We start from the raw sequence: 19,623 nt of genomic DNA, 5'->3' as shown, positions 1-19,623 counted from the left end.
TACTCGTGGGGGCTTTGTTCCCGCGGGATTGATTCCGTTCAAATAATCATAAATATCTTAAAGTCAAATTTACATTATGTCGCGGACAACACATCCCGTAAAGGTAGTAACCTGCCTAACAGACAACTAAAATGAGACATATGGCAACTACCTCGCTTCTAACCGACCATTACGAACTTACGATGCTCCAGGCAGCGCTCGCCTCTGGAACTGCGCATCGCCGCTGCACCTTTGAAGTCTTTACACGTCGCTTGCCCGCGGGCCGCCGCTACGGCGTGCTCGCAGGTACAGGACGCTTTCTCGAAGGGCTTCAGTCTTTCCGCTTCGATGACGAAGATCTATCTTTTCTAGCCTCTCGCAATGTTGTGAATGCGCAAACCCTAAAATACCTTGAGAACTTTAGGTTTACTGGCAATATTCGAGGCTATGTCGAGGGAGAGATTTTCTTTCCGCACTCCCCCGTTGTACAGGTCGAAGCAACTTTCGCAGAAGCCTGCGTCTTAGAAACCTACCTGCTGTCTATCTTGAACTATGATTCAGCTGTTGCATCTGCCGCATCACGTATGACTGCGGCGGCGGGTCACCGTCCCTGTATTGAGATGGGCTCACGCCGTGCGCACGAACGTGCCGCTGTATCGGCGGCACGTGCCGCTGCTATTGCAGGCTTCACTGCAACATCTAACCTGGAAGCGGGCAGGCGCTATGGGCTTCACACTCTCGGTACCAGTGCCCACGCCTTTACCCTTCTTTACGACTCTGAGCGTGAAGCCTTTGAAGCGCAACTGCAATCGTTAGGGGCACGCACGACCCTTCTTGCTGATACCTATGATGTCGAGAATGCGGTACGCCTTGGTGTGGAACTCGCGGGCGAAGAACTCGGCGGAGTCCGCCTAGACTCAGGTGATCTGGTAGCATCGGCGCAGCGCGTGCGTGAACTTCTCGATTCTCTGGGCAACCACAACACCAAGATTACAGTAACGAGTGATCTTGACGAATACGCTATCGCTTCCTTAGCCGCCGCGCCGGTAGATTCCTACGGTGTGGGCACCAGGCTAGTGACCGGTTCCGGTGCGCCTACCTCCGCAATGGTGTACAAGCTGGTAGAACGTGAAAATACTGCTGGCGAGCTGGAACCCGTCGCTAAAACCTCTGCTGGCAAACGTTCTCTAGGTGGTGCAAAGCAAGCTGCGCGCCGCCACAATTCCTTGGGCATCGCTACTGCTGAGCTTATCGGAACGGGGAACAACCCCGCTGCCCTCGAAAATACTCGCGACCTTATTCGCGATTTTGTGGTTTCTGGCGAACTCCTGCCCGGTTTTACTGGCGAGGAGGCGGTACGCAACGCAACCAAACGACATAGCGCATCCCTAGCGGAACTTCCCGAATCCGCTCGTCGCCTTTCAGAAGGCGAACCCGTTATTCCCACCGAATTTATCTAGCCACAGCCCATCCAGATATTGCCAAGAAAGGGACTATACACATGGCAAAAGCGCTTATTATTGTCGATGTTCAAAATGATTTCTGCCCTGGCGGAGCCCTTGCAACACAGCAAGGCGCCAACGTGGCATCGCTAATTAGCGAATACGTTGAGGAACACCACCACCAGTACGATGCCATTGTGGCAACTCAAGACTGGCACATTGATCCGGGCGATCATTTCTCAGAAAATCCAGATTATGTGAATTCCTGGCCCGTACACTGCGTCGCCAACACCGAAGGGGCAGAGATTCACCCGAATCTTGATACCGACTATATCGAAGCATATTTCCGCAAAGGCAAGTATGAGGCGGCATATTCGGGCTTCGAGGGTCTTCAAGCTGCCGAAGATTCCGTGATGACCGGTGAGCACGATCCCGAAGCATCGTTGGAAGATGAGGCACCTAACACCCCGCTCGCCGATTGGCTCGACGAACATGATGTTAAAGATGTTGATATTGTCGGGATCGCGACCGACTTCTGTATACTAGCGACGGCAAAGGATGCAGTAGACGCCGGGTACGAAACTCGCGTTCTGATTGACCTCACGGCGCCGGTTCATGAAGACAAACTGGATGATGTTATCGCCGACATGGAGGATGACGGTATTACCGTCACAGAAGCGCTTTAGCCAGGGGAGAGATTATTCTACAAGCTCCTGCCCACGAACCAATCCGCCAATTTATCCAGGCGAGCCTGAATTTGCTCCGCGGATGCCTGTGCAACTGCGGGACCACCGCAAATTTTACGCAGCTCATTATGGATAACGCCGTGTGGTTTGCCTGAACGGATAGACCAGGCTGCCACGTTTTTCGCCAGTTTATTGCGCATCTCTTTGAGCTGGCGGTGGTCCACAATCGCGGGAGCTGCTGTCGCTGGGCGGCGGGATGCGTGTTCACGCTGGCGTGCACGAAGCAGAGTACCCACCTGGTCGGCGTCCAGCAAACCGGGAATACCGAGGAAGTCTTGTTCTTCTTCCGAACCGATCTCCAGACCACCTGACGAAAATTCGGAGCCATCGAAGAGCACGCCGTGGAAGGAAGCTTGCGAACCAATCGCCTCGAATTTACCGCGCGTTAGTTGTTCGGAAGCGCGTTCCTCGCGGTTTGCTTCTTCGAGCGCTTCATCGTCCAGCCCTTCAGCCATTGGATCGATATCGTCGTCGGTGGTATGGCGGTCGAGGGCGTGGTCACGCTCAACTTCCATATCGTTGGCAAGCATCATCAGCTGCGGCACAGACGGCAGAAAGACAGATGCGGTTTCCCCACGTTTACGGGCGCGTACAAAACGGCCAATCGCCTGTGCGAAGAAGAGAGGTGTGCTGGTGCTGGTAGCATACACACCCACCGCCAAGCGGGGTACGTCCACCCCTTCGGACACCATGCGTACCGCGACCATCCACCGCTTGTTGCTTTCACGAAAATCGTCGATTTTAGCGGATGCTTCACGATCGTCAGAAAGTACTACGGTCGGCTTCTCCCCCGTAATCTTGTGCAGTTTTTCGGCATAGGCTTTGGCGTCGGCATGGTCAGTTGCGATGACGAGCGCTCCCGCGTCGGGAACAGCGCGGCGCACTTCGGTGAGTCGTTTATCGGCCGCAGAGAGCACAGTGGGAATCCACTCACCCTGAGGATCAAGTGCGGTGCGCCATGCCTGGGCGGTAATATCTTTAGTGAATCCTTCCCCTAGATTCGCCGCCATTTCTTCGCCGGCGGAGGTCCGCCAGCGCATTTGTCCGGAATATGCCATGAAAATAACTGGCCGCACCACGTGGTCTTTCAGCGCAGGGCCATAACCATAGGAGTAATCGGCTCGCGACCGACGAATACCTTCATGGTCTTGCTCATAGGTAACAAATGGGATAGGTGAGGCATCAGATCGGAATGGTGTACCGGTCAGCGCAAGGCGACGTGTGGCCTCATCGAAAGCTTCACGCAGACCATCGCCCCAAGATAAAGCATCACCTGCATGGTGGATTTCGTCGAAAATAACAAGAGTCTTGTCATTTTCGGTATTTCGGGCGTGTAGCTGCGGCTTATTAGCAACCTGCGAATATGTGAGCGCTACACCCTTGTATTGGCGTCCAACGTGAACATCGGCGTTTTTGAAATTAGGATCGATCGGAATACCGACCTTAGCGGCGGCATCCGCCCACTGTTTCTTGAGGTGGTCGGTGGGTGCTACCACGGTAAGTTTTCGCACAACCCCGCGATCGAAGAGTTCGCGTGCCAAGGTGAGAGCAAAGGTTGTCTTGCCCGCGCCAGGGGTTGCTACAGCCATAAAGTCCCGAGGGTTCGTCTCAAAATATTTTTTCATCGCCTCGGCCTGCCAGGCGCGCAGACTGACGGAAGTACCCCAGGGTGCACGGTCAGGGTATGCCGGGGAGAGCTTTGGCTTAACCATACTGTCAAATAATGTAGGTTCTTCGTACTCGCTCATGCTCTTCTCCCCCCATATTTTCTCTGGTTTACCTTTGATTCAGTATTTCCTGTGTACAAAGGCTCCTACAGAAACACAGATTATAAATTCTACCACCGTGTCGTGATACGTCCGCGAAGATTCGCGCAATTATTTTGCCCGACGCGAAGTCTGTTTGAGCCCAAAAATAGAGTATGTGCCTGCACCCCCATTATGGGGGTGCAGGCACATACTCTGCAGGTTCCGGAGCGAAACTTCCGTTATTTGTCGCCGTTATCCGAATTATCTTTACCAGGCTTAAGACCCTCGTAGATTTCTTTGCAGGTTGGGCAGACTGGGAATTTCTGCGGATCGCGTCCAGGAGTCCACACCTTACCGCATAGCGCGCGAACGGGTTCACCGGTAAGGGCGGATTCCATGATTTTTTCCTTACGCACATAATGCGAGAAGCGTTCATGGTCACCCGGCTCAGAAAGCTGGGCTTCTTCCCGCTCAAGTAATGCAGTACCGCCCGCCGTCTCAGGACCAAAGGGATCTTCAACGCCTTCAATGGAACTCATGTTCTATCCTCCAAGTATGTTCTCGCCGTCTTAGTGCTATTAGTTCTATTGTAGAGACTAGTGTAACAACGGGAAGGGATTCATAGTTATTCCATAGAGAACAAAGGCGACGATTGGAAACATACGTGTAGCTGCCCCATAACACCACCCCATATTCTCTATATAGGCTCTAGTTCGTATTGAACTTTGCAACCTGCTGAAGCATCATCGAGCTATGGCGATCGTAGAGTTTACCACCTGCAGAAATTCCAATAATGAATAGTGCAGCGCCGATAACCAGCTGGATAACGCCGGAGATAATCAGCACCATGTCATCCTTGCCGCCGACCATGTAGATGAACGAGCCAATCCCACCGGGAAGAGCGATCAGCATGCAGATAATCATGCTACCCATCAGTAAAAGCTGCTTCGCAAAGCCGTCTGGCTGCTTAGGCGTTTTGAAGGGGTTGGCTCCAGGAGGCGCGACCGGTGGTGAAAGCACTGTATCAAGCATCAATCCGAACCCTACGGTTCCTGCGTAGACTCCCAGCTGATGCAAAAGCACGACCGGGTAATAGGCTATAAGCCCGTGGACAGCGCACATAATAAAGGACATCACCACGACGATTGGCAGCATTACGATGGAATGTCCGAGTGCACGCCCGAGCCTATCATCACGCCCACACAGAGGCGAGAGCACGTGCAGACTAAAAGCCGTGTTATCGTACGAGACCATATACGCTATGTAGAATCCTGTGAAGACATTGCAGAAATAAACCCAGAAGCCAAAGAGCGTTTCAGGTCCAGCCCCGGAATTAGCGAGCTGGATTCCCGTCGTCGCAACACGAGACCCCATGCTGCTCGTGAAGAGCGGCATCACGAGAGCAAAGAGTACATAGAGCATGGCAGTCATGACGATCAGCAAAGTCATGCGCGTATCTTTGAAGTAGCTATGAATGGTACGTGCAGCCACAGCACCCCAACCAGTGTTTGGGAACCTCGCAAAAATACCAATATCTCCTGCCGTCAGGTTCTTAGCCTTGCCCCGTTTTTGTTCACCGCTGACATTACGCATTGAGCGTTCGAGGCTACGACCCCACAATACCCAAGCACCACCCAGGTATATGAGGGAAAGTACCAGACTTAGACCTGCTAGAGCCCAGTTACCCGCCGCCACATGGTATGCAATCGCAAAAGCGGACCCGAAAGGCGTATACCCCAACCATTGAACTTTCTGAGCGATCTCCTGGAAATGATCTATCACATAGAACATAGCTCCACTGAATATGAAGCCCGAGCTTACCAACAGCACGCCCAGAATAATCTTGAAGATAAGATCAATACGGGGGTTAGCATTCAAATAAACGCCAAGCTGATTGGCAAGGCGCGCCACTGTCATCAGCAAAGCCAGCCCCAACACTATGCTCAGCAGATAGGCTGCTAGTCCCACAGGATTACCAATAAATCCAAGGGTTCCCAGAAGGATTAGGATAATCGTCGCTATACCTGGAAGACCTATAAACCCACCGAAAAATTGCCCCTTCTGCAGCGTCTTAGCCTCTAGCGGGAATAACACGAAGCGGCTTTCATCAAGGGTTCCGTCTAGGCCAGTCCAGACAATGGGGATAAGAGCCCAGCCAAGAGATACAAGAAACCCGAGGAATAGGGCGAGTGCAGGACCATCTAAACTACCATCAATCCCTAAACCAACGTAAGTGAATCCCAAACCAGTCAGTGCGCCAAGCAGGTACAGGGCGCCAAAAGCAATACCAATAATCGCCCACACACTACGTTTGAGCGAGGCAAGCACATACCGCCATTTTAGTGAGACGAGGTGCGCAACCATGATAGTCCTTCCGAGGTGGTGCGTCCGCCCACGAGCTGTATGAAACGTTCTTCCAAAGTAGATTCCCCACGCACCTCATCAACCGTACCCGCAGCGAGAATCCGTCCCTCATCAATAATGGCGACGTGATCGCATAAACGCTGCACCAAGTCCATGACATGCGATGAGAGAATAACTGTTCCGCCTGAGGCGACGAATCCTTTGAGGATATCCTGAATATTAGCCGCTGAAACCGGATCAACCGCTTCAAAGGGCTCATCCAAGATCAAGACTGAAGGGGCGTGAATCAGCGCTGCTGCGAGGGCGATCTTCTTGGTCATACCTGCTGAATAGTCGGCTACCGCGCGGCCTGCTGCATCGGTTAAATCCATAGCTTGCAGAAGGTCCTTGGTACGTTCGGCAACAGTGTCACGTTCGAGACCGTGCAGGTACCCCGAATAGGTAATAAGCTGTTCACCTGTGAGTTTATCGAAAAGGTGCACGCCATCCGGCAGAACGCCCAAGTGCTTTTTGGCTTCCAAAGGGTTCTGCCACATATCGGTTCCCTTAATCAACGCCACGCCTTCGGTGGGCTGCAGCATACCCGAAACCATTGAGATAGTCGTCGTCTTACCAGCACCGTTGCGCCCTACCAAACCGTAAAAAGAGCCGGTAGGAATGGAAAGATTAATGCGATTAACGGCAACAGTCATGCCGAACGCCTTCGTCAAACCATGAATTTCGATGGCATTAACAAGGTGCGCACCAGGTTGGTGACTAAGAGCCTCACGGGTGACTTGAGGCAAGCTCCCCGGCTGCGCGTTTGCATAACTCTGTTTGGTCATTGACTGGCCAGCATCATACGCCGGTGTACCAGCTTGTGTATTCTCTGGTGAATAGCCGTAGTCTTCAGGTGCCGTCCCAGGCACAGAATTGTGTTCTTTCATACATACAACGGTACCAGTTTGGGAATACTTCAGAACCATATCTTGGGCTTATATCATCAATAATTCTCTAAACTTTTTAAAGCATGAACTATAAGGATGACTAGAGTATTTTCCATGAACTTCCCGTTGAAGGTGTGAATAAGGCGGGATGCACCATAAGATACAAACATCCCGCCTTATTCTCTCTTCTGTGGGGTCTAGAAAATTGCCGTTGTCAACTCAGCTCGTGCTTTGACTGTTCGTGGGTCTGTAGCACCCACAACGTCGAAGAGCTGCACAAGACGCTCACGTACTCGGGTCTTATCTTCCGGCGGAACCGCTTTAAAAAGTCGTAGAAGGCGTGCGTAAGCATCTTCAACATGCCCGCCTATAACGTCAAGATCGGCAACGTTAAAGGCAGCCTCAATGTTGAGAGCGTCGGATGCAGCTGCTTCACGCTCTTGGGCAAGATCCAAATCTGCCACGCGAGCTAATAAATCAACCTGAGCAAGCCCGACTTTAGCATCATGATCGCCCGGGTTCTCTGTCAAAGCCTTGCGGTAGGCGGCTCGTGCTCCTTCATAGTCGCGTTCATCAAGCGCCTCCAGTGCTTTAGCGTGCAGCGGCGGCAGGGTTTTCTCTTCCTCATCCGAAGGAGCAGGCTCAAATCCACCGGGAAGCTGATACTGCGCAGCAACCTGCAAGACCTGCTTCAGCATTTCTGACAGATCCTGCGGACTGATCTGACCGTTATAAAGAGGGGCCGGGCGACCGGCGATAACGGCCACGCCTGCCGGTACGCCGTCCATGCCAAACGCTTGGGCAGCCTCCGGAAGATTCGTAATATCGACGGCGGCAAGCAGCATCGCACCTTCCGCCGCATTGACTAGGTTTTCGACGGCGTCTAGCATTTCAAGCGACGCTGGAGAATGCGGGGCATATAGCCCAAAGATCACGGCGCCTTGGGTAGACAGTTGTACGTACTTCTGAAAATCTTCAGGTGTTGCAACATCGAAACGCCAGCTTTTCGCCGAATTGCTTTGTGCTGCAGTGGGTGTAGAAGTACTGATATCGTGACCGCCAAGCACTGGAGCGCTACGTACCGACGCGGGAATTTGTTCTGCTGAGCTTTGGGGGTTTGTTGGCAGTTGGTTCGGGGTTGGAGGAATTGTCATCGAGAATCCTTTGCGAGCCTCAGAGAAATTTAACGTACTCCCTAATTATCCCGCGCGACCCGCTGTTTTACAGGATTCTCGGCAATCGTTCGAGGTGCGCGAAATTTCAGATAGGCTTACTCGGTAGCTTTCTGCCTCAAGAATGTTGCGAGCGCATACAGTTTTCAGAGATGCCCGGTAGAATAGCCAGGTAAGCTTTATGAAAGGCAGACTATGTCCGATAGCTCGAATCCGCAAGCCCAGCAGACTCCTCCCCCAGTTCCCCGGGTTCCGCGGAAAAAGCCGGAGCAGGAAGAACACATGTTTGAACAGGACGGTTCCGCATCGTCTACAAAGCGCGAATCCCTGACTTCACATATTACGGGTACCATCAGCGATTTGACCGATAGCATCAGTCAGGCACGCTCACAACGCCGCAAAGCTTCTCTTCCTCCCCGCATCTCTCCAAAAGTCGATGAGGCTTCTGAACTTCATATTTATGAGAAAAGCTCACCGCTGCATAATCCTGTATCTTTCGGTTTCCTGACGACGGTTGGTGTTGGTCTGGCCCTGCTGGCTTACTACGCTTTTACCAATGTCGGCGCGCTTGTCGGCTGGGTCACTGGCGCTATCTTCATCGCGCTTGGGCTTGACCCCATTGTTCGTAAACTTGAGAGTTTCGGCGTTAAACGCAGTGCCGGTGTGGTGATTGTGGTTCTTTCCTTCGCAGCCATCATTAGCGGACTTGTGGTGTGGATTGTGCCTATTATCAGCGCACAGGCCAGCAGCTTTGTCTATCGGGCACCCGCTATTTATCAGGATTTCATCGATTCTGATACTTTCAAACGCATTGATGACGTTCTGCATGTTAACGACTGGGTTAATAACAACGTTCCAAAGTTCCTAGAGTCTCTTACATCAAGCTCTGCGGTCGGCGGATTCATGAGTAACCTAATTACTGCGGGTTCCACAATTGCGCAGATTTTGACCGGCACTATTATTGTGCTGTTCCTCTCGCTCTATTTCCTCTCATCAATGCGCACTATTAAGGCGTGGGGGTCGCGTTTGGCTCCGGCTTCCAAGCGGGAACGTGTTGAGGAACTTACCGAACGTATCACGGGTGCTGTTGGTAACTATGTGATGGGGCAGGGAGTTGTCGCTGTTCTCAACGCAACCTTCGCGCTTATCACCATGATTATCTTGGGGTTCTCATTCCCTCAACTTGTGGCTGTGTTCGTCTTGATTTTGGCCTTCATCCCATTGGTTGGCGGCGTAGCGGCGCTTGTTCTGGTGTCTCTCATTCTTTTGACGCAGGGCTGGCAAATGTCTGTCACATTTGCGATCGCCTATTTTATCTACCTACAGATTGAGGCATACATAATTTCGCCGCGTATTATGTCAAAGGCTGTTTCGGTTCCCGGCGGTGTCGCTATTATCGCCGTCGCTGCAGGCGGTGCGCTGTGGGGCGTCTTGGGCGCGCTTATCGCGATTCCTGTCGCCGCATCGTTACTGATTCTGGTGAAGGAAGTCTTTATTCCCCGCCAAGACCATCGGTAAAAAACCTTTTCTTAGAAATATAAGGATGCGCCCGCCGTTGAGAAAAGCGGCAGGCGCATCCTTCGTATAGACGGAGTAGACAGATTATGGTTCAGTAATCTCTTCTGCGACCGGGCCGTTGTATTCGGTAGGAAGTGTAGTCTGCTGACCCGTCACCACTGAGACAAGGGCGTTGATCACGCTGTTTACCGACTTTTCACCCACCCAAAGGTGTTTACAGTTCTCAAAAGGCACGACCTGAGTGCGGGCTATTGATTTAAAACGCTCGCGCGCTTCGGTGGGGCGTAGATAGTCGTCAAACTCCGGGATAAAGGCATAGAGCGGATTTGAGATTTTATTCCATTCGTCCAGTTCGGCGGGATGCACTCGGTGCAGAGGCGGAGAAAGCAGAATAGCCCCCACAAATTCTGATGCATGTTCTGGGGCATACTTGAGCACAAGTTCCGTACCGAAAGACCACCCGATTAACCAGATATTCGGCAGCTGGCGTTCTACGGCATATTGTAAGATCGCGTCAAAATCTTTTTTCTCGGCAAATCCTCCGTCAAACACGCCCTCGCTTGTACCGCGGATCGAAGAAGTACCACGGGTGTTGAACCGCAGAACCGCAATATTTGCAAGCGCTGGCAGACGGAATGAAGCCTTCTTGTACACATGCGAATCCATATACCCACCGTGTGTTGGAAGCGGGTGAAAAGTCACGAGAGTAGCTTTAATGTCCCCTTCGGGAAGTGCCAGTTCACCCACAAGGCGCTTCCCGTCAGCGGTTGTAACATCAAAGTTCTCTCGGCGCGCGGGAAGTACCGTGCGAGATTTAATGAGAACAGGCTGATCAGATTGGGTGAAAACATACCGTGAGGGATCAAACTCTCGGAGTTTTCCAGAGGACTCTTCAGTCGCCATAGTGTCACTTTCTTCGTTCTAACAGGTCTTCGCGCCCACGATAGGTATTCCGATCTCGTAATAGTTCTAAGCGCGTCTGGTACGCCAACAATGTTGGTGCCAGTGGCGGCGCTCATCAATGGCGCGAGAACGCCCCAGTGTATGGCTTTCTTGCCATACAACAAGATGCGCTGTTCTTGGCGGAATTGGACGGTTACATTCCGGGCACGTATAGGTTTTCAGAGCATTTACGGCGGGAATGTACTGCACCAGCCAATCACCAAAACGGTCACGTTCAATGCGCGGCGCAGGGTCAAGAATACGAGATATATCACGTCCACCGGGTGCAGACCGCGTCCATTTGTTGGAGGTTGTGCCCGAGGAACGTTTACCGGGGTGATTCTTGCGTGCCATGCTTTCTATTCTAGCGTTCAGTACGGCTTGCCATCTTTTAGCTGCTTTGATGCCGCCAGGCAGCGGTTTCTACAGCTGGCATGTCATAGTCTTCCTCGGTAGAGTAGATGGGGTGCGTATCGTTATAGCTGAATGTTCTGTTGATTACGAAGGGCGTTTGCGTGCCCATCTCCCCCGTGCTACCCGCTTACTTATGGTGAAGAATGACGGTTCTGTGCTTATCCATTCCGATGGCGGTTCCTATAAGCCGCTGAACTGGATGAGCCCACCATGTTCTCTCCTTGTCGCAGACTATGACGAGATTCCAGATAGCACCCGGGAAGATCTTGATACGGATGTGCAGCAGCTGTGGACGGTACAAGCCGCTAAAAGTGATGACCGCCTTCTCATCCGCGTGTACGAAGTTATTCATGAGCACACCCATGATTTAGGAGTCGATCCTGGACTTATCAAAGACGGCGTAGAGGCCGACCTGCAGCGTCTTCTTGCTGAGCAGATCGAAACACTCGGTAAGGGTTACTCCTTGGTACGCCGTGAATACCCTACGGCTATTGGTCCTGTGGATATTATGGCGAGAGACTCCAACGGTATCAGCATTGCGGTAGAGCTCAAGCGCGTGGGCGATATTGACGGGGTGGAACAGCTTACCCGGTACCTCGATCTGCTCAACCGCGACCCACGGCTGGCACCCGTCAAGGGGGTTTTTGCTGCACAAAAGATCAAGCCCCAGGCACGGACTCTTGCCGAAGATCGCGGTATCCGCTGCATCTCTCTCGATTACGATGCGATGCGCGGTATCGACGACGCTGCAGATCGGCTTTTCTAAGCCAATATTTATGCGCTGTAGAGATCTTCGCGACTCTAAAACTCAAGTATTCGGGAAGGTAAAAGCCGGTACAACCAACAATTGGTTGTACCGGCTTTTACCTTATTAACGGTTTACTTCTTACCCGTCGTAGGGGTAGCGATCTCGGCATGCTTTGCCGCGATCGTTACCTTATCGTTTGAGACGGTCAAGAACCCATCATGCAAACGCGTGGTGAGTTCGCCACCATCGACGGGTCGAATCAGAAGTTCTCCGTCCTCCGCAAGAAGCGCACAGGTGGGAATGAGTCCGGGATAAATGCCCAAATCGCCGTTCGTAGTACGCACCCGTACATAGGAAGCTTCACCAGTCCACACGACGTTTTCGCGAGAAACAACTTCAACTGTTAGTGCCATAATTACTTGGCTCCGGTCTGTGCCTTGATTTCCTCGTACTGACGCATCACGTCATCCATGCCACCGATGTTGTAGAACGCCTGCTCAGGAATATGGTCTACATCGCCATTGCAGATCATCTGGAATGATTCGATGGTGTCCTTCAACGGAACAGTGGATCCTTCAACGCCAGTGAACTGCTTTGCAGTATAGGTGTTCTGTGAGAGGAACTGCTCAATGCGGCGTGCACGTGAAACAACGACCTTCTGCTCCTCAGAAAGCTCATCAACGCCCAGAATCGCGATAATATCCTGAAGGTCCTTGTTTTCCTGCAGGATAGCCTTCACGCGAATAGCCGTGTCGTAGTGTTCCTGCCCAATGTACTGCGGATCAAGAATACGAGAGGTCGAGGTCAACGGGTCAATTGCCGGGTACAGACCGCGCGATGCAATCTCACGCGAAAGCTCGGTAGTCGCGTCCAAGTGTGCGAAGGTTGTCGCCGGTGCAGGGTCGGTGTAATCGTCTGCAGGAACGTAGATTGCCTGCATCGAAGTAATGGAGTGACCGCGAGTCGAGGTAATGCGTTCCTGAAGCAGACCCATTTCATCCGCCAGGTTAGGCTGGTAGCCAACAGCAGAGGGCATACGACCGAGCAAAGTCGAAACTTCAGAACCTGCCTGAGTAAAGCGGAAGATGTTATCGATAAAGAGCAGCACATCCTGGTTCTTCACATCGCGGAAGTATTCCGCCATAGTCAAGCCGGTGAGTGCCACACGCAGACGAGTTCCCGGGGGTTCATCCATCTGTCCGAAGACAAGGGCAGTATCTTTCAAAACCCCTGCTTCTTCCATCTCAACCCACAGGTCGTTACCTTCACGGGTACGCTCACCAACGCCGGTGAACACCGAGGTACCACCGAAATTGCGCGCCACACGGGTAATCATTTCCTGAATCAGCACTGTCTTACCAACACCAGCACCACCGAACAGACCGATCTTACCACCCTTAATGTAAGGGGTGAGCAGGTCGATAGATTTAATACCGGTCTCTAGCATCTCGGTCGATCCCTCTAGCTCTGCGAAGCCGGGAGCGGCGCGGTGAATAGGCCAGTATGCGTCAGCATCGATATCGGAGTTCGGCACATCTAGTGCGTTACCAAGAACGTTGAAGAGGTGCCCCTTCACGCCATCGCCCACGGGTACAGCGATAGGAGCCCCGGTATCTAGAACAGCCTGCCCACGCACAAGACCGTCAGTCTGTTGCATAGAGATGGCACGAACAATCGAATCACCCAAATGCTGAGCAGTCTCAAAGGTGATGGTGTAGGTTTTCCCGTCGAGGGTGAGTTCAGTGGTCAGTGCATTGTAAATATCCGGCACCTGACCAGCGGGGAACTCAACGTCAACCACGGGGCCAATCACGCGGGCAATACGACCCGTTGCGCCCTGGGTGGTGGTAGTAGTCATGTTTCTCACTTACCTTGAAAAGTTGAAAGTAGATAGCTTCGAGTTAGCAATGTTCTTAAGAGGAGGCGAGAGCGTCTGCGCCGCCCACAATCTCAGAGAGCTCCTGAGTAATCTCGGCCTGACGAGCGTTGTTCATCAGTCGAGTGTACTTCTTGATTAGAGTCTCAGCGTTATCGCCCGCAGTCTTCATCGCACGCTGACGCGACGCAAGTTCACTTGCAGCGGCTTGGAGCAGGCACGCGAAGATACGAGAAGCGATATAACGCGGTAGCAGCGCATCCAATACTTCCTGGGGAGAAGGCTCAAATTCAAAGGATGCGGGTTGCTGATAATCGGCCGAAGACAGTTCTTCGTCAGGTACGATTTCCTCCCCCAATTTAGTTGCTTCTGCCACGTGAATGGGAAGCAAACGAAGAATCTTAGTCTCTTGAGTCACCATGGACTTGAATTCGGTGTATACGATGTGTAGATCGTCTACCCCGCCGTTTTCATGTCCCTTTTCGTACTCCTCCAAGAACACATCGCGAATCTCAACTGCGGTATCAATATGCGGATTATCGGTGTGTCCTTCCCAAGCACGTTCATAGGGACGTTCCCGGAATTCAAAATAAGACTTCGCTTTACGCCCCACCAAGTACAGCTGTATTTCGCGCCCCTCGCCGCGTAGCCTCTCGATAAGCTCCTCTGTTTTCTTCAGCACAGACGACGAATACGAACCTGCAAGACCGCGATCACTCGTCATCACCAAGACTGCAGAGCGCTTATGCTCATGCTTGCCAAAGGTATCAGGACGATGGATCAGAGGATGCTGCACGGACTGTTGCGTTGCCAAAGCAGTCACAACGCGGGTCAATGCGTTTGCGTAAGGACCCGTGGTTTGAGCGCTCCGACGCGCCTTGTTAATACGGGAGGTCGCGATCATCTCCATCGCCTTGAAGATCTTCTGCATAGACGATGTCGAAGCAATTTTCTGTCGGTAAACCCTAATCTGGGCTCCCATAGAGCTTCCTTTCTCCTGGACATCTGCCCCGCCCATAACTCTGAAAGTTCAGAGCGGGGCTAACACCTAGGACTAATCGCTAACCGATGGTTTCCTGAGTGATGTCACGATCCTGAGCCGCTTTATGCTCCTCATGACCTGCATCAACAAGGTGACTTGTACCCTCCGAGCGGAATCCCTTCTTGAAATCTGCAACGGCAGCTTTCAAGGCATCTAGGGTTTCATCCTCAAGCTTGCCGGATGCGGCAATATCGCTCAACACCGAGGTCCGGTGACGCAGATAGTCAATGAACTCTGCCTCGAAGCGAAGAACGTCAGAAACCTCAAGATCATCAAGGTAACCGTTGGTACCTGCCCAGATGGAGACAACCTGCTCTTCTACCGCATACGGAGTGTACTGCGGCTGGCGAAGCAGCTCGGTAAGACGGGCACCGCGAGTCAGCTGTGCCTTGGAAGCATCGTCGAGATCGGAGGCGAACATTGCGAACGCTTCCATAGCACGGTACTGAGCAAGGTCCAGTTTCAAAGTACCGGAGACCTTCTTCATAGCCTTGGTCTGCGCTGCACCACCCACACGAGAGACGGAAATACCAACATCAACGGCTGGGCGCTGGTTAGCGTTGAACAGATCAGACTGTAGGAAGATCTGACCGTCAGTGATAGAAATGACGTTGGTCGGGATGAAGGCAGAAACGTCATTTGCCTTGGTTTCGATAATGGGGAAACCGGTCATCGACCCTGCGCCCAACTCATCAGAGAGCTTAGCGCAACGCTCCAATAGACGAGAGTGCAGGTAGAAAACGTCACCAGGGTATGCTTCACGTCCCGGCGGACGACGAAGCAATAGCGACACGGCGCGGTATGCTTCTGCCTGTTTTGAAAGATCATCAAAGATAATCAGGACGTGCTTTCCGCCATACATCCAGTGCTGACCAATGGCAGAACCGGTGTAGGGAGCCAAGTATTTAAAGCCTGCTGCGTCAGATGCGGGGGCAGCAACGATCGTGGTGTATTCCAACGCTCCCCTGGTTTCAAGGGTATGTCGAACAGCGGCAATGGTGGAGGCCTTCTGTCCAACTGCCACGTAAACACAACGAACCTGTTTGCTGGGGTCACCGGTTTCCCAGTTAGCCTTCTGGTTCAGGATCGTATCGACTGCAATCGCAGTTTTACCGGTCTGACGGTCACCAATAATAAGCTGACGCTGCCCTCGACCGATCGGGATCATAGCGTCAATAGCTTTCAGACCGGTCTGTAGGGGCTCATGCACAGACTTACGCTGCGTTACACCAGGTGCCTGCAGCTCAAGAGCACGACGCCCTTCATCCTTAATAGGACCCAGGTCATCAATAGGGTTACCTAACGGATCGACTACACGACCGAGGTAAGCATCGCCTACCGGGACCGAAAGCACCTCACCGGTACGGTGAACTGGCTGTCCTTCTTCGATACCGGTAAAGTCGCCCAGAATAATGACGCCAATATCGCGGGTATCAAGGTTTTGCGCGAGGCCAAGGGTGCCATCCTCAAAACGAAGTAGTTCGTTCGCCATCACCGAGGGCAGACCCTCGACGCGCGCAATACCATCGGAGGCTGCTACAACGCGCCCCACTTCAACACGTTCCACGTTGCCGGGTTCGTAAGACGCTGCAAATTCGTTCAGCGCGTTACGGACATCATCGGCGTTGATGGTCAAATCGGCCATCTTATGTCCCTGCTCTCCTAATTGTGGTTGCACCTCTCGGAACAACCGAAACTTGCTTCGTGGGAAGGAACAATATTCTAAAAATTTGTCTGCTTCCCAAGGTATCTTCTAAATCACCGTTGCGACGTATCGCAGAAATGTTCAGCTAATCTCTATGCTTGAAGGTCACGTTCAAGATCATCAAGACGGGTACCAACGGTTCCGTCGATAACCTCATCTCCAATCTGTACGCGCATACCGCCTAGAACAGCTGTATCTATAGATACGTCGAGTTTAAGCTGACGATTATAGATCTTGTTCAAGGTCCGGCTCAGGCGTTCAAGCTGTGCCTGCGACAGTGCTACTGCAGAAGTTACCTTTGCGATGTAACGGTTCTGTCGCGTGACGATGATTTCCACGAATTCGTCAGCGAGGCGAGCGGCATGGTGACCACGGGATTCGCTACCAATTCGTTCCAAGAGAAGTACGCCTTCCGCGGTGACGGCTGGACCGCCTAATGCTACAGCGAGCTTCTTCTTTGCTTCTTTGCTTGCCAAGTTGTCGGACAGCGCCGCTTGCGCTTCGGGGGTACCATCAACGTTGCGCACAAACGTCAACAACTCGTTGGTAACCTCTTCAAGGGCATCAGCACCACCACGAGACTGAGCGGATGCGATGGATGCGAGTACCGCAGCCTTCTCAAGCGCGTCTGCAAGATCACGCTCTTGAGACCAACGCAGTGCTACCGCCGTAGTCAGCACTTTGAGTGCTTGAGAAGAAATTTTGCCGCTAAAAATAGCCTGTGCAATATTTTCTCGATCCTTCCCTTCACGCGAAGAGTCGGTCAAACCACGACGCAAACCGCCATCGTGGTCAAGTACATCGACCACGGCGAAAAGCTCGCTAGCTAGGTTGAGTGGGTTCAACGAAGCGTTGGCTTCAAGAACCGCTTCCACCTTGCTCAGTGATTCAGTAGATACTCCTGCCATTACCGAGTTGCACCTGCATTCTGTTGCTCGGTTTCAAGGTCAGCAAGAAAACGATCTACCACGCGGGCCGATCGCTCATCATCGTCAAGGGCTTCGCCCACAATCTTTCCTGCAAGAGTAGTCGCCAAAGTACCAACTTCATGACGAAGAGATACTGAAGCAGCTAGGCGCTCAGCCTCGATAGTCTTCTGCGCATTATCAGTAATACGCTGAGCCTCAACGGTTGCGCGCTCACGAGCCGCTGCGATAATTGATTCGCCTTCGGTACGCGCTTCCTCGCGAATCTTCTGAGCTTCCAGACGAGCGCTTTCAAGCTGCTGGTTGTACTCTTCGCGAGCCGCTGCGGCCTCCGCCTGAGCTTTCTCAGCTTTGGCAAGACCACCCTCGATTGCTTCTTTACGGTCCTGGTAGATCTTCTCGAACGCCGGGACAACGTATTTATGAACGATGAAATAGAGAATCACGAACCCAACGACGGTGATGCCCAATTCCCAGAGATTGGGAATTAGAGGGTTAGAGCTGTGCTCTGCGCCCCCTCCTTCTGCCAGATAAGTCATTGAGGGATTTCCTGTTCTTTAGGTTGGTTCGTTAACAGCTATATCTGAGCTTAGATGATGAAGGCCAGAACGAGACCCAGAATCGCCAGAGCCTCAACCACCGCGAAACCCATGAACAGCATCGGCTGCAGGGTACGCTGGGACTCGGGCTGACGCGCAACGCTCGTCATGTAGGCAGCGAAGATTAGACCCACGCCGATGCCGCCACCAATAGCTGCGAGGCCGTAACCAATAACGTTCATGTTGATTCCTTTCAACAGTGTGTGCTTCAGTGAAAATACCGAAGTTACAGAGCTACTTATGTGTATTCGACCCGTAAAACGGGTTGCTTTCTTCGCAACTAGATAGCCAGTTACGAAAACCTATATTTTAGTGTCCTTCGGAAACCGACCCTTGCAGGTATACCGCGAGGAGCAGTGTGAAGACATAAGCCTGGATTACCTGAATCATCAGTTCCAGGAAGTAGAGGAATAGACCCAACGCCCCAGAGGCGATACCGCCCAAAGCTGCAGCCCCGCCGACGCTCATCACTAGGAACTGAGTTAGGGATGCTGCCACCATCATTGCCATGTGACCGCCGAACATCGTAGCGAAAAGACGAAGCGCGTGGGTCACGGGACGAATAATAAGGTTCGAGAGGAACTCAATCGGCACCAAAATAACGTACACCCACCCCGGAACTCCGGAGGGCATCGTCAGATCTTTAAAAAATCCAACCAGTCCCTTGCGCTTGATACCTACACCGACCCAGGTAAGGTAGCCGACGATAGCCAATGCATATGCACTGCCTGGGTGAGAAAAAGAAGGAAGTTGAATAAGGGGAATTGAACCGTAAAGGTTATTAATCAGAATAAAGAAGAAAGAAGTAAAGAGCAGGGGCACGAAAGGCTTGAAATGCTGTGCGCCAATCAGGTCTTTGCCAAGTGAATTACGGGTGAAGAGATAGCCTGATTCTGCAATGAACTGGGCTTTACCCGGAACCATTGCACGCTTGCGTGCAGCCATCATAAAGAATAGGGAAACGACTACGACAGACAGGATGACGAGCAGCATCTGTTTACCAAAGCCGAACCCAAGAGAATCAACCTGGAAGAAGTCAGGCAGATGCATATCGGCCGGTGTCGGCGGCGTATAGCCTTCTGCGAGTACAGACCCGTTCTCGTTCAAAGCAAGTCCTTTCTTGCCGTTAGCTGGCTACTTGCTGGTGCAAAACTATGCTCAACTAACTGGATGGAATGTGTGCAAAACCTAAAATTTTTAGGCTATTTATTTAGAGCGACTCGTATGCAGATATACCAGGTAGATGCCTCCGCAAGCACCTATCAGAACACCAACCCATACAAACCACCGGGTATTGAGGAGCCAGTCAGCTCCAAAGCCGACCAATCCCCAAAAAGCCATGCCGATAATAAGATACAAAACAGACATCACGCCGCCGGATAATCCACCGCCGGATACCAGTTCTCCTGTGGTACGGAGTTTCTTATCTCCGTCCCACCATTTCTTCTCAGAATCGGTCAAAAATTTCCCTATCTA

The 19,623-nt window shown here is 52.2% G+C and carries 20 protein-coding genes; 4 read left to right on the top strand and 16 right to left on the bottom strand.

Annotated elements, in window-relative coordinates; translation table 11 throughout:
- Positions 1-131: 131 nt before the first annotated feature.
- Positions 132-1,439, top strand: a complete 1,308-nt coding sequence (locus tag HMPREF3164_RS05975; RefSeq protein WP_305793913.1) for a nicotinate phosphoribosyltransferase — start codon at positions 132-134, stop codon at positions 1,437-1,439.
- A 41-nt stretch (positions 1,440-1,480) separates the two neighbouring features.
- On the top strand, positions 1,481-2,107 hold the full coding sequence (locus HMPREF3164_RS05970; RefSeq protein WP_070449555.1) for an isochorismatase family protein: 627 nt from the start codon (positions 1,481-1,483) through the stop codon (positions 2,105-2,107).
- Between the two features lie 17 nt (positions 2,108-2,124).
- Here HMPREF3164_RS05970 and HMPREF3164_RS05965 read toward each other — a convergent pair whose 3' ends face one another.
- The 5 genes from HMPREF3164_RS05965 to HMPREF3164_RS05945 all read right to left on the bottom strand — a co-directional run bounded on the left by HMPREF3164_RS05965 (position 2,125) and on the right by HMPREF3164_RS05945 (position 8,359).
- Positions 2,125-3,915 carry a DEAD/DEAH box helicase gene (locus HMPREF3164_RS05965; RefSeq protein ID WP_070449552.1) on the bottom strand — a complete coding sequence of 597 codons (1,791 nt, stop codon included), beginning with the start codon at positions 3,913-3,915 and terminating at the stop codon, positions 2,125-2,127.
- 239 nt (positions 3,916-4,154) lie between these two features.
- Positions 4,155-4,454 carry a DUF3039 domain-containing protein gene (locus tag HMPREF3164_RS05960; RefSeq protein ID WP_004004450.1) on the bottom strand — a complete coding sequence of 100 codons (300 nt, stop codon included), beginning with the start codon at positions 4,452-4,454 and terminating at the stop codon, positions 4,155-4,157.
- Positions 4,455-4,623: 169 nt separating this feature from the next.
- A complete protein-coding gene (locus HMPREF3164_RS05955) occupies positions 4,624-6,279 on the bottom strand; it encodes a transporter (protein WP_070449549.1) in 1,656 nt (551 codons plus the stop codon).
- Complete coding sequence (locus tag HMPREF3164_RS05950) at positions 6,255-7,103, bottom strand: ABC transporter ATP-binding protein (RefSeq protein ID WP_070449610.1); 849 nt, start codon at positions 7,101-7,103, stop codon at positions 6,255-6,257. Before HMPREF3164_RS05950 ends, HMPREF3164_RS05955 begins: the two co-directional genes overlap by 25 nt.
- A gap of 299 nt (positions 7,104-7,402) precedes the next feature.
- Positions 7,403-8,359 carry a co-chaperone YbbN gene (locus tag HMPREF3164_RS05945; RefSeq protein WP_070449545.1) on the bottom strand — a complete coding sequence of 319 codons (957 nt, stop codon included), beginning with the start codon at positions 8,357-8,359 and terminating at the stop codon, positions 7,403-7,405.
- 213 nt (positions 8,360-8,572) lie between these two features.
- Between HMPREF3164_RS05945 and HMPREF3164_RS05940 the strand changes: the two genes are divergently transcribed.
- Positions 8,573-9,895: an AI-2E family transporter gene (locus HMPREF3164_RS05940; RefSeq protein ID WP_210398370.1), complete on the top strand. Its 1,323-nt coding sequence runs from the start codon at positions 8,573-8,575 to the stop codon at positions 9,893-9,895.
- 84 nt (positions 9,896-9,979) lie between these two features.
- On the opposite strand, the gene HMPREF3164_RS05935 is transcribed toward HMPREF3164_RS05940, so the two are convergent.
- Both HMPREF3164_RS05935 and HMPREF3164_RS05930 read right to left on the bottom strand, forming a co-directional pair.
- Positions 9,980-10,798 carry an alpha/beta hydrolase gene (locus HMPREF3164_RS05935; RefSeq protein WP_070449539.1) on the bottom strand — a complete coding sequence of 273 codons (819 nt, stop codon included), beginning with the start codon at positions 10,796-10,798 and terminating at the stop codon, positions 9,980-9,982.
- Between the two features lie 66 nt (positions 10,799-10,864).
- Positions 10,865-11,191, bottom strand: coding sequence for a hypothetical protein (locus tag HMPREF3164_RS05930; protein ID WP_004004444.1), 327 nt, complete (start codon positions 11,189-11,191; stop codon positions 10,865-10,867).
- A gap of 112 nt (positions 11,192-11,303) precedes the next feature.
- On the opposite strand from HMPREF3164_RS05930, the gene nucS reads away from it, so the two are divergent.
- On the top strand, positions 11,304-12,017 hold the full coding sequence (gene nucS, locus HMPREF3164_RS05925; protein WP_037231476.1) for an endonuclease NucS: 714 nt from the start codon (positions 11,304-11,306) through the stop codon (positions 12,015-12,017).
- A gap of 113 nt (positions 12,018-12,130) precedes the next feature.
- Here the strand turns inward: nucS and HMPREF3164_RS05920 are convergent, their stop codons facing one another.
- The 9 genes from HMPREF3164_RS05920 to HMPREF3164_RS05880 all read right to left on the bottom strand — a co-directional run bounded on the left by HMPREF3164_RS05920 (position 12,131) and on the right by HMPREF3164_RS05880 (position 19,608).
- Positions 12,131-12,412 (bottom strand): hypothetical protein, encoded by a 282-nt coding sequence (locus tag HMPREF3164_RS05920; protein ID WP_004004442.1) that lies wholly within the window; start codon positions 12,410-12,412, stop codon positions 12,131-12,133.
- A gap of 2 nt (positions 12,413-12,414) precedes the next feature.
- Positions 12,415-13,857 carry a F0F1 ATP synthase subunit beta gene (gene atpD / locus HMPREF3164_RS05915; protein ID WP_013398888.1) on the bottom strand — a complete coding sequence of 481 codons (1,443 nt, stop codon included), beginning with the start codon at positions 13,855-13,857 and terminating at the stop codon, positions 12,415-12,417.
- Positions 13,858-13,912: 55 nt separating this feature from the next.
- Positions 13,913-14,857: a F0F1 ATP synthase subunit gamma gene (locus HMPREF3164_RS05910; protein ID WP_037230839.1), complete on the bottom strand. Its 945-nt coding sequence runs from the start codon at positions 14,855-14,857 to the stop codon at positions 13,913-13,915.
- 79 nt (positions 14,858-14,936) lie between these two features.
- Positions 14,937-16,562 (bottom strand): F0F1 ATP synthase subunit alpha, encoded by a 1,626-nt coding sequence (atpA, locus tag HMPREF3164_RS05905; RefSeq protein WP_037230835.1) that lies wholly within the window; start codon positions 16,560-16,562, stop codon positions 14,937-14,939.
- Positions 16,563-16,714: 152 nt separating this feature from the next.
- The gene (locus HMPREF3164_RS05900) at positions 16,715-17,530 is read right to left on the bottom strand and encodes a F0F1 ATP synthase subunit delta (RefSeq protein WP_013398886.1); all 816 of its coding nucleotides are present in this window, start codon (positions 17,528-17,530) and stop codon (positions 16,715-16,717) included.
- A complete protein-coding gene (locus tag HMPREF3164_RS05895) occupies positions 17,530-18,087 on the bottom strand; it encodes a F0F1 ATP synthase subunit B (protein WP_048754810.1) in 558 nt (185 codons plus the stop codon). The genes HMPREF3164_RS05900 and HMPREF3164_RS05895 overlap by 1 nt, the downstream gene beginning before the upstream one ends.
- Positions 18,088-18,137: 50 nt before the next feature.
- Positions 18,138-18,329: an ATP synthase F0 subunit C gene (atpE, locus tag HMPREF3164_RS05890; protein ID WP_004004436.1), complete on the bottom strand. Its 192-nt coding sequence runs from the start codon at positions 18,327-18,329 to the stop codon at positions 18,138-18,140.
- A 127-nt stretch (positions 18,330-18,456) separates the two neighbouring features.
- Entirely contained in the window at positions 18,457-19,254 is a 798-nt protein-coding gene (gene atpB / locus HMPREF3164_RS05885; RefSeq protein ID WP_004004435.1) for a F0F1 ATP synthase subunit A, read from the bottom strand.
- A 99-nt stretch (positions 19,255-19,353) separates the two neighbouring features.
- Positions 19,354-19,608, bottom strand: a complete 255-nt coding sequence (locus HMPREF3164_RS05880) for a DUF2339 domain-containing protein (protein WP_048751857.1) — start codon at positions 19,606-19,608, stop codon at positions 19,354-19,356.
- Between the last annotated feature and the right edge of the window lie 15 nt (positions 19,609-19,623).

It is taken from the genome of Rothia sp. HMSC08A08, assembly GCF_001808385.1.
Taxonomy (GTDB): domain Bacteria; phylum Actinomycetota; class Actinomycetes; order Actinomycetales; family Micrococcaceae; genus Rothia; species Rothia dentocariosa.
This window is presented reverse-complemented; position numbering and strand designations above follow the sequence as displayed.

Coding starts and splice junctions, on each gene's coding strand:
- HMPREF3164_RS05975 (WP_305793913.1), top strand. CDS start 132: ATGAGACATATGGCAACTACCTCGCTTCTAACCGACCATTACGAACTT.
- HMPREF3164_RS05970 (WP_070449555.1), top strand. CDS start 1,481: ATGGCAAAAGCGCTTATTATTGTCGATGTTCAAAATGATTTCTGCCCT.
- HMPREF3164_RS05965 (WP_070449552.1), bottom strand. CDS start 3,915: ATGAGCGAGTACGAAGAACCTACATTATTTGACAGTATGGTTAAGCCA.
- HMPREF3164_RS05960 (WP_004004450.1), bottom strand. CDS start 4,454: ATGAGTTCCATTGAAGGCGTTGAAGATCCCTTTGGTCCTGAGACGGCG.
- HMPREF3164_RS05955 (WP_070449549.1), bottom strand. CDS start 6,279: ATGGTTGCGCACCTCGTCTCACTAAAATGGCGGTATGTGCTTGCCTCG.
- HMPREF3164_RS05950 (WP_070449610.1), bottom strand. CDS start 7,103: ATGACCAAACAGAGTTATGCAAACGCGCAGCCGGGGAGCTTGCCTCAA.
- HMPREF3164_RS05945 (WP_070449545.1), bottom strand. CDS start 8,359: ATGACAATTCCTCCAACCCCGAACCAACTGCCAACAAACCCCCAAAGC.
- HMPREF3164_RS05940 (WP_210398370.1), top strand. CDS start 8,573: ATGTCCGATAGCTCGAATCCGCAAGCCCAGCAGACTCCTCCCCCAGTT.
- HMPREF3164_RS05935 (WP_070449539.1), bottom strand. CDS start 10,798: ATGGCGACTGAAGAGTCCTCTGGAAAACTCCGAGAGTTTGATCCCTCA.
- HMPREF3164_RS05930 (WP_004004444.1), bottom strand. CDS start 11,191: ATGGCACGCAAGAATCACCCCGGTAAACGTTCCTCGGGCACAACCTCC.
- HMPREF3164_RS05920 (WP_004004442.1), bottom strand. CDS start 12,412: ATGGCACTAACAGTTGAAGTTGTTTCTCGCGAAAACGTCGTGTGGACT.
- atpD (WP_013398888.1), bottom strand. CDS start 13,857: ATGACTACTACCACCACCCAGGGCGCAACGGGTCGTATTGCCCGCGTG.
- HMPREF3164_RS05910 (WP_037230839.1), bottom strand. CDS start 14,857: ATGGGAGCCCAGATTAGGGTTTACCGACAGAAAATTGCTTCGACATCG.
- atpA (WP_037230835.1), bottom strand. CDS start 16,562: ATGGCCGATTTGACCATCAACGCCGATGATGTCCGTAACGCGCTGAAC.
- HMPREF3164_RS05900 (WP_013398886.1), bottom strand. CDS start 17,530: ATGGCAGGAGTATCTACTGAATCACTGAGCAAGGTGGAAGCGGTTCTT.
- HMPREF3164_RS05895 (WP_048754810.1), bottom strand. CDS start 18,087: ATGACTTATCTGGCAGAAGGAGGGGGCGCAGAGCACAGCTCTAACCCT.
- atpE (WP_004004436.1), bottom strand. CDS start 18,329: ATGAACGTTATTGGTTACGGCCTCGCAGCTATTGGTGGCGGCATCGGC.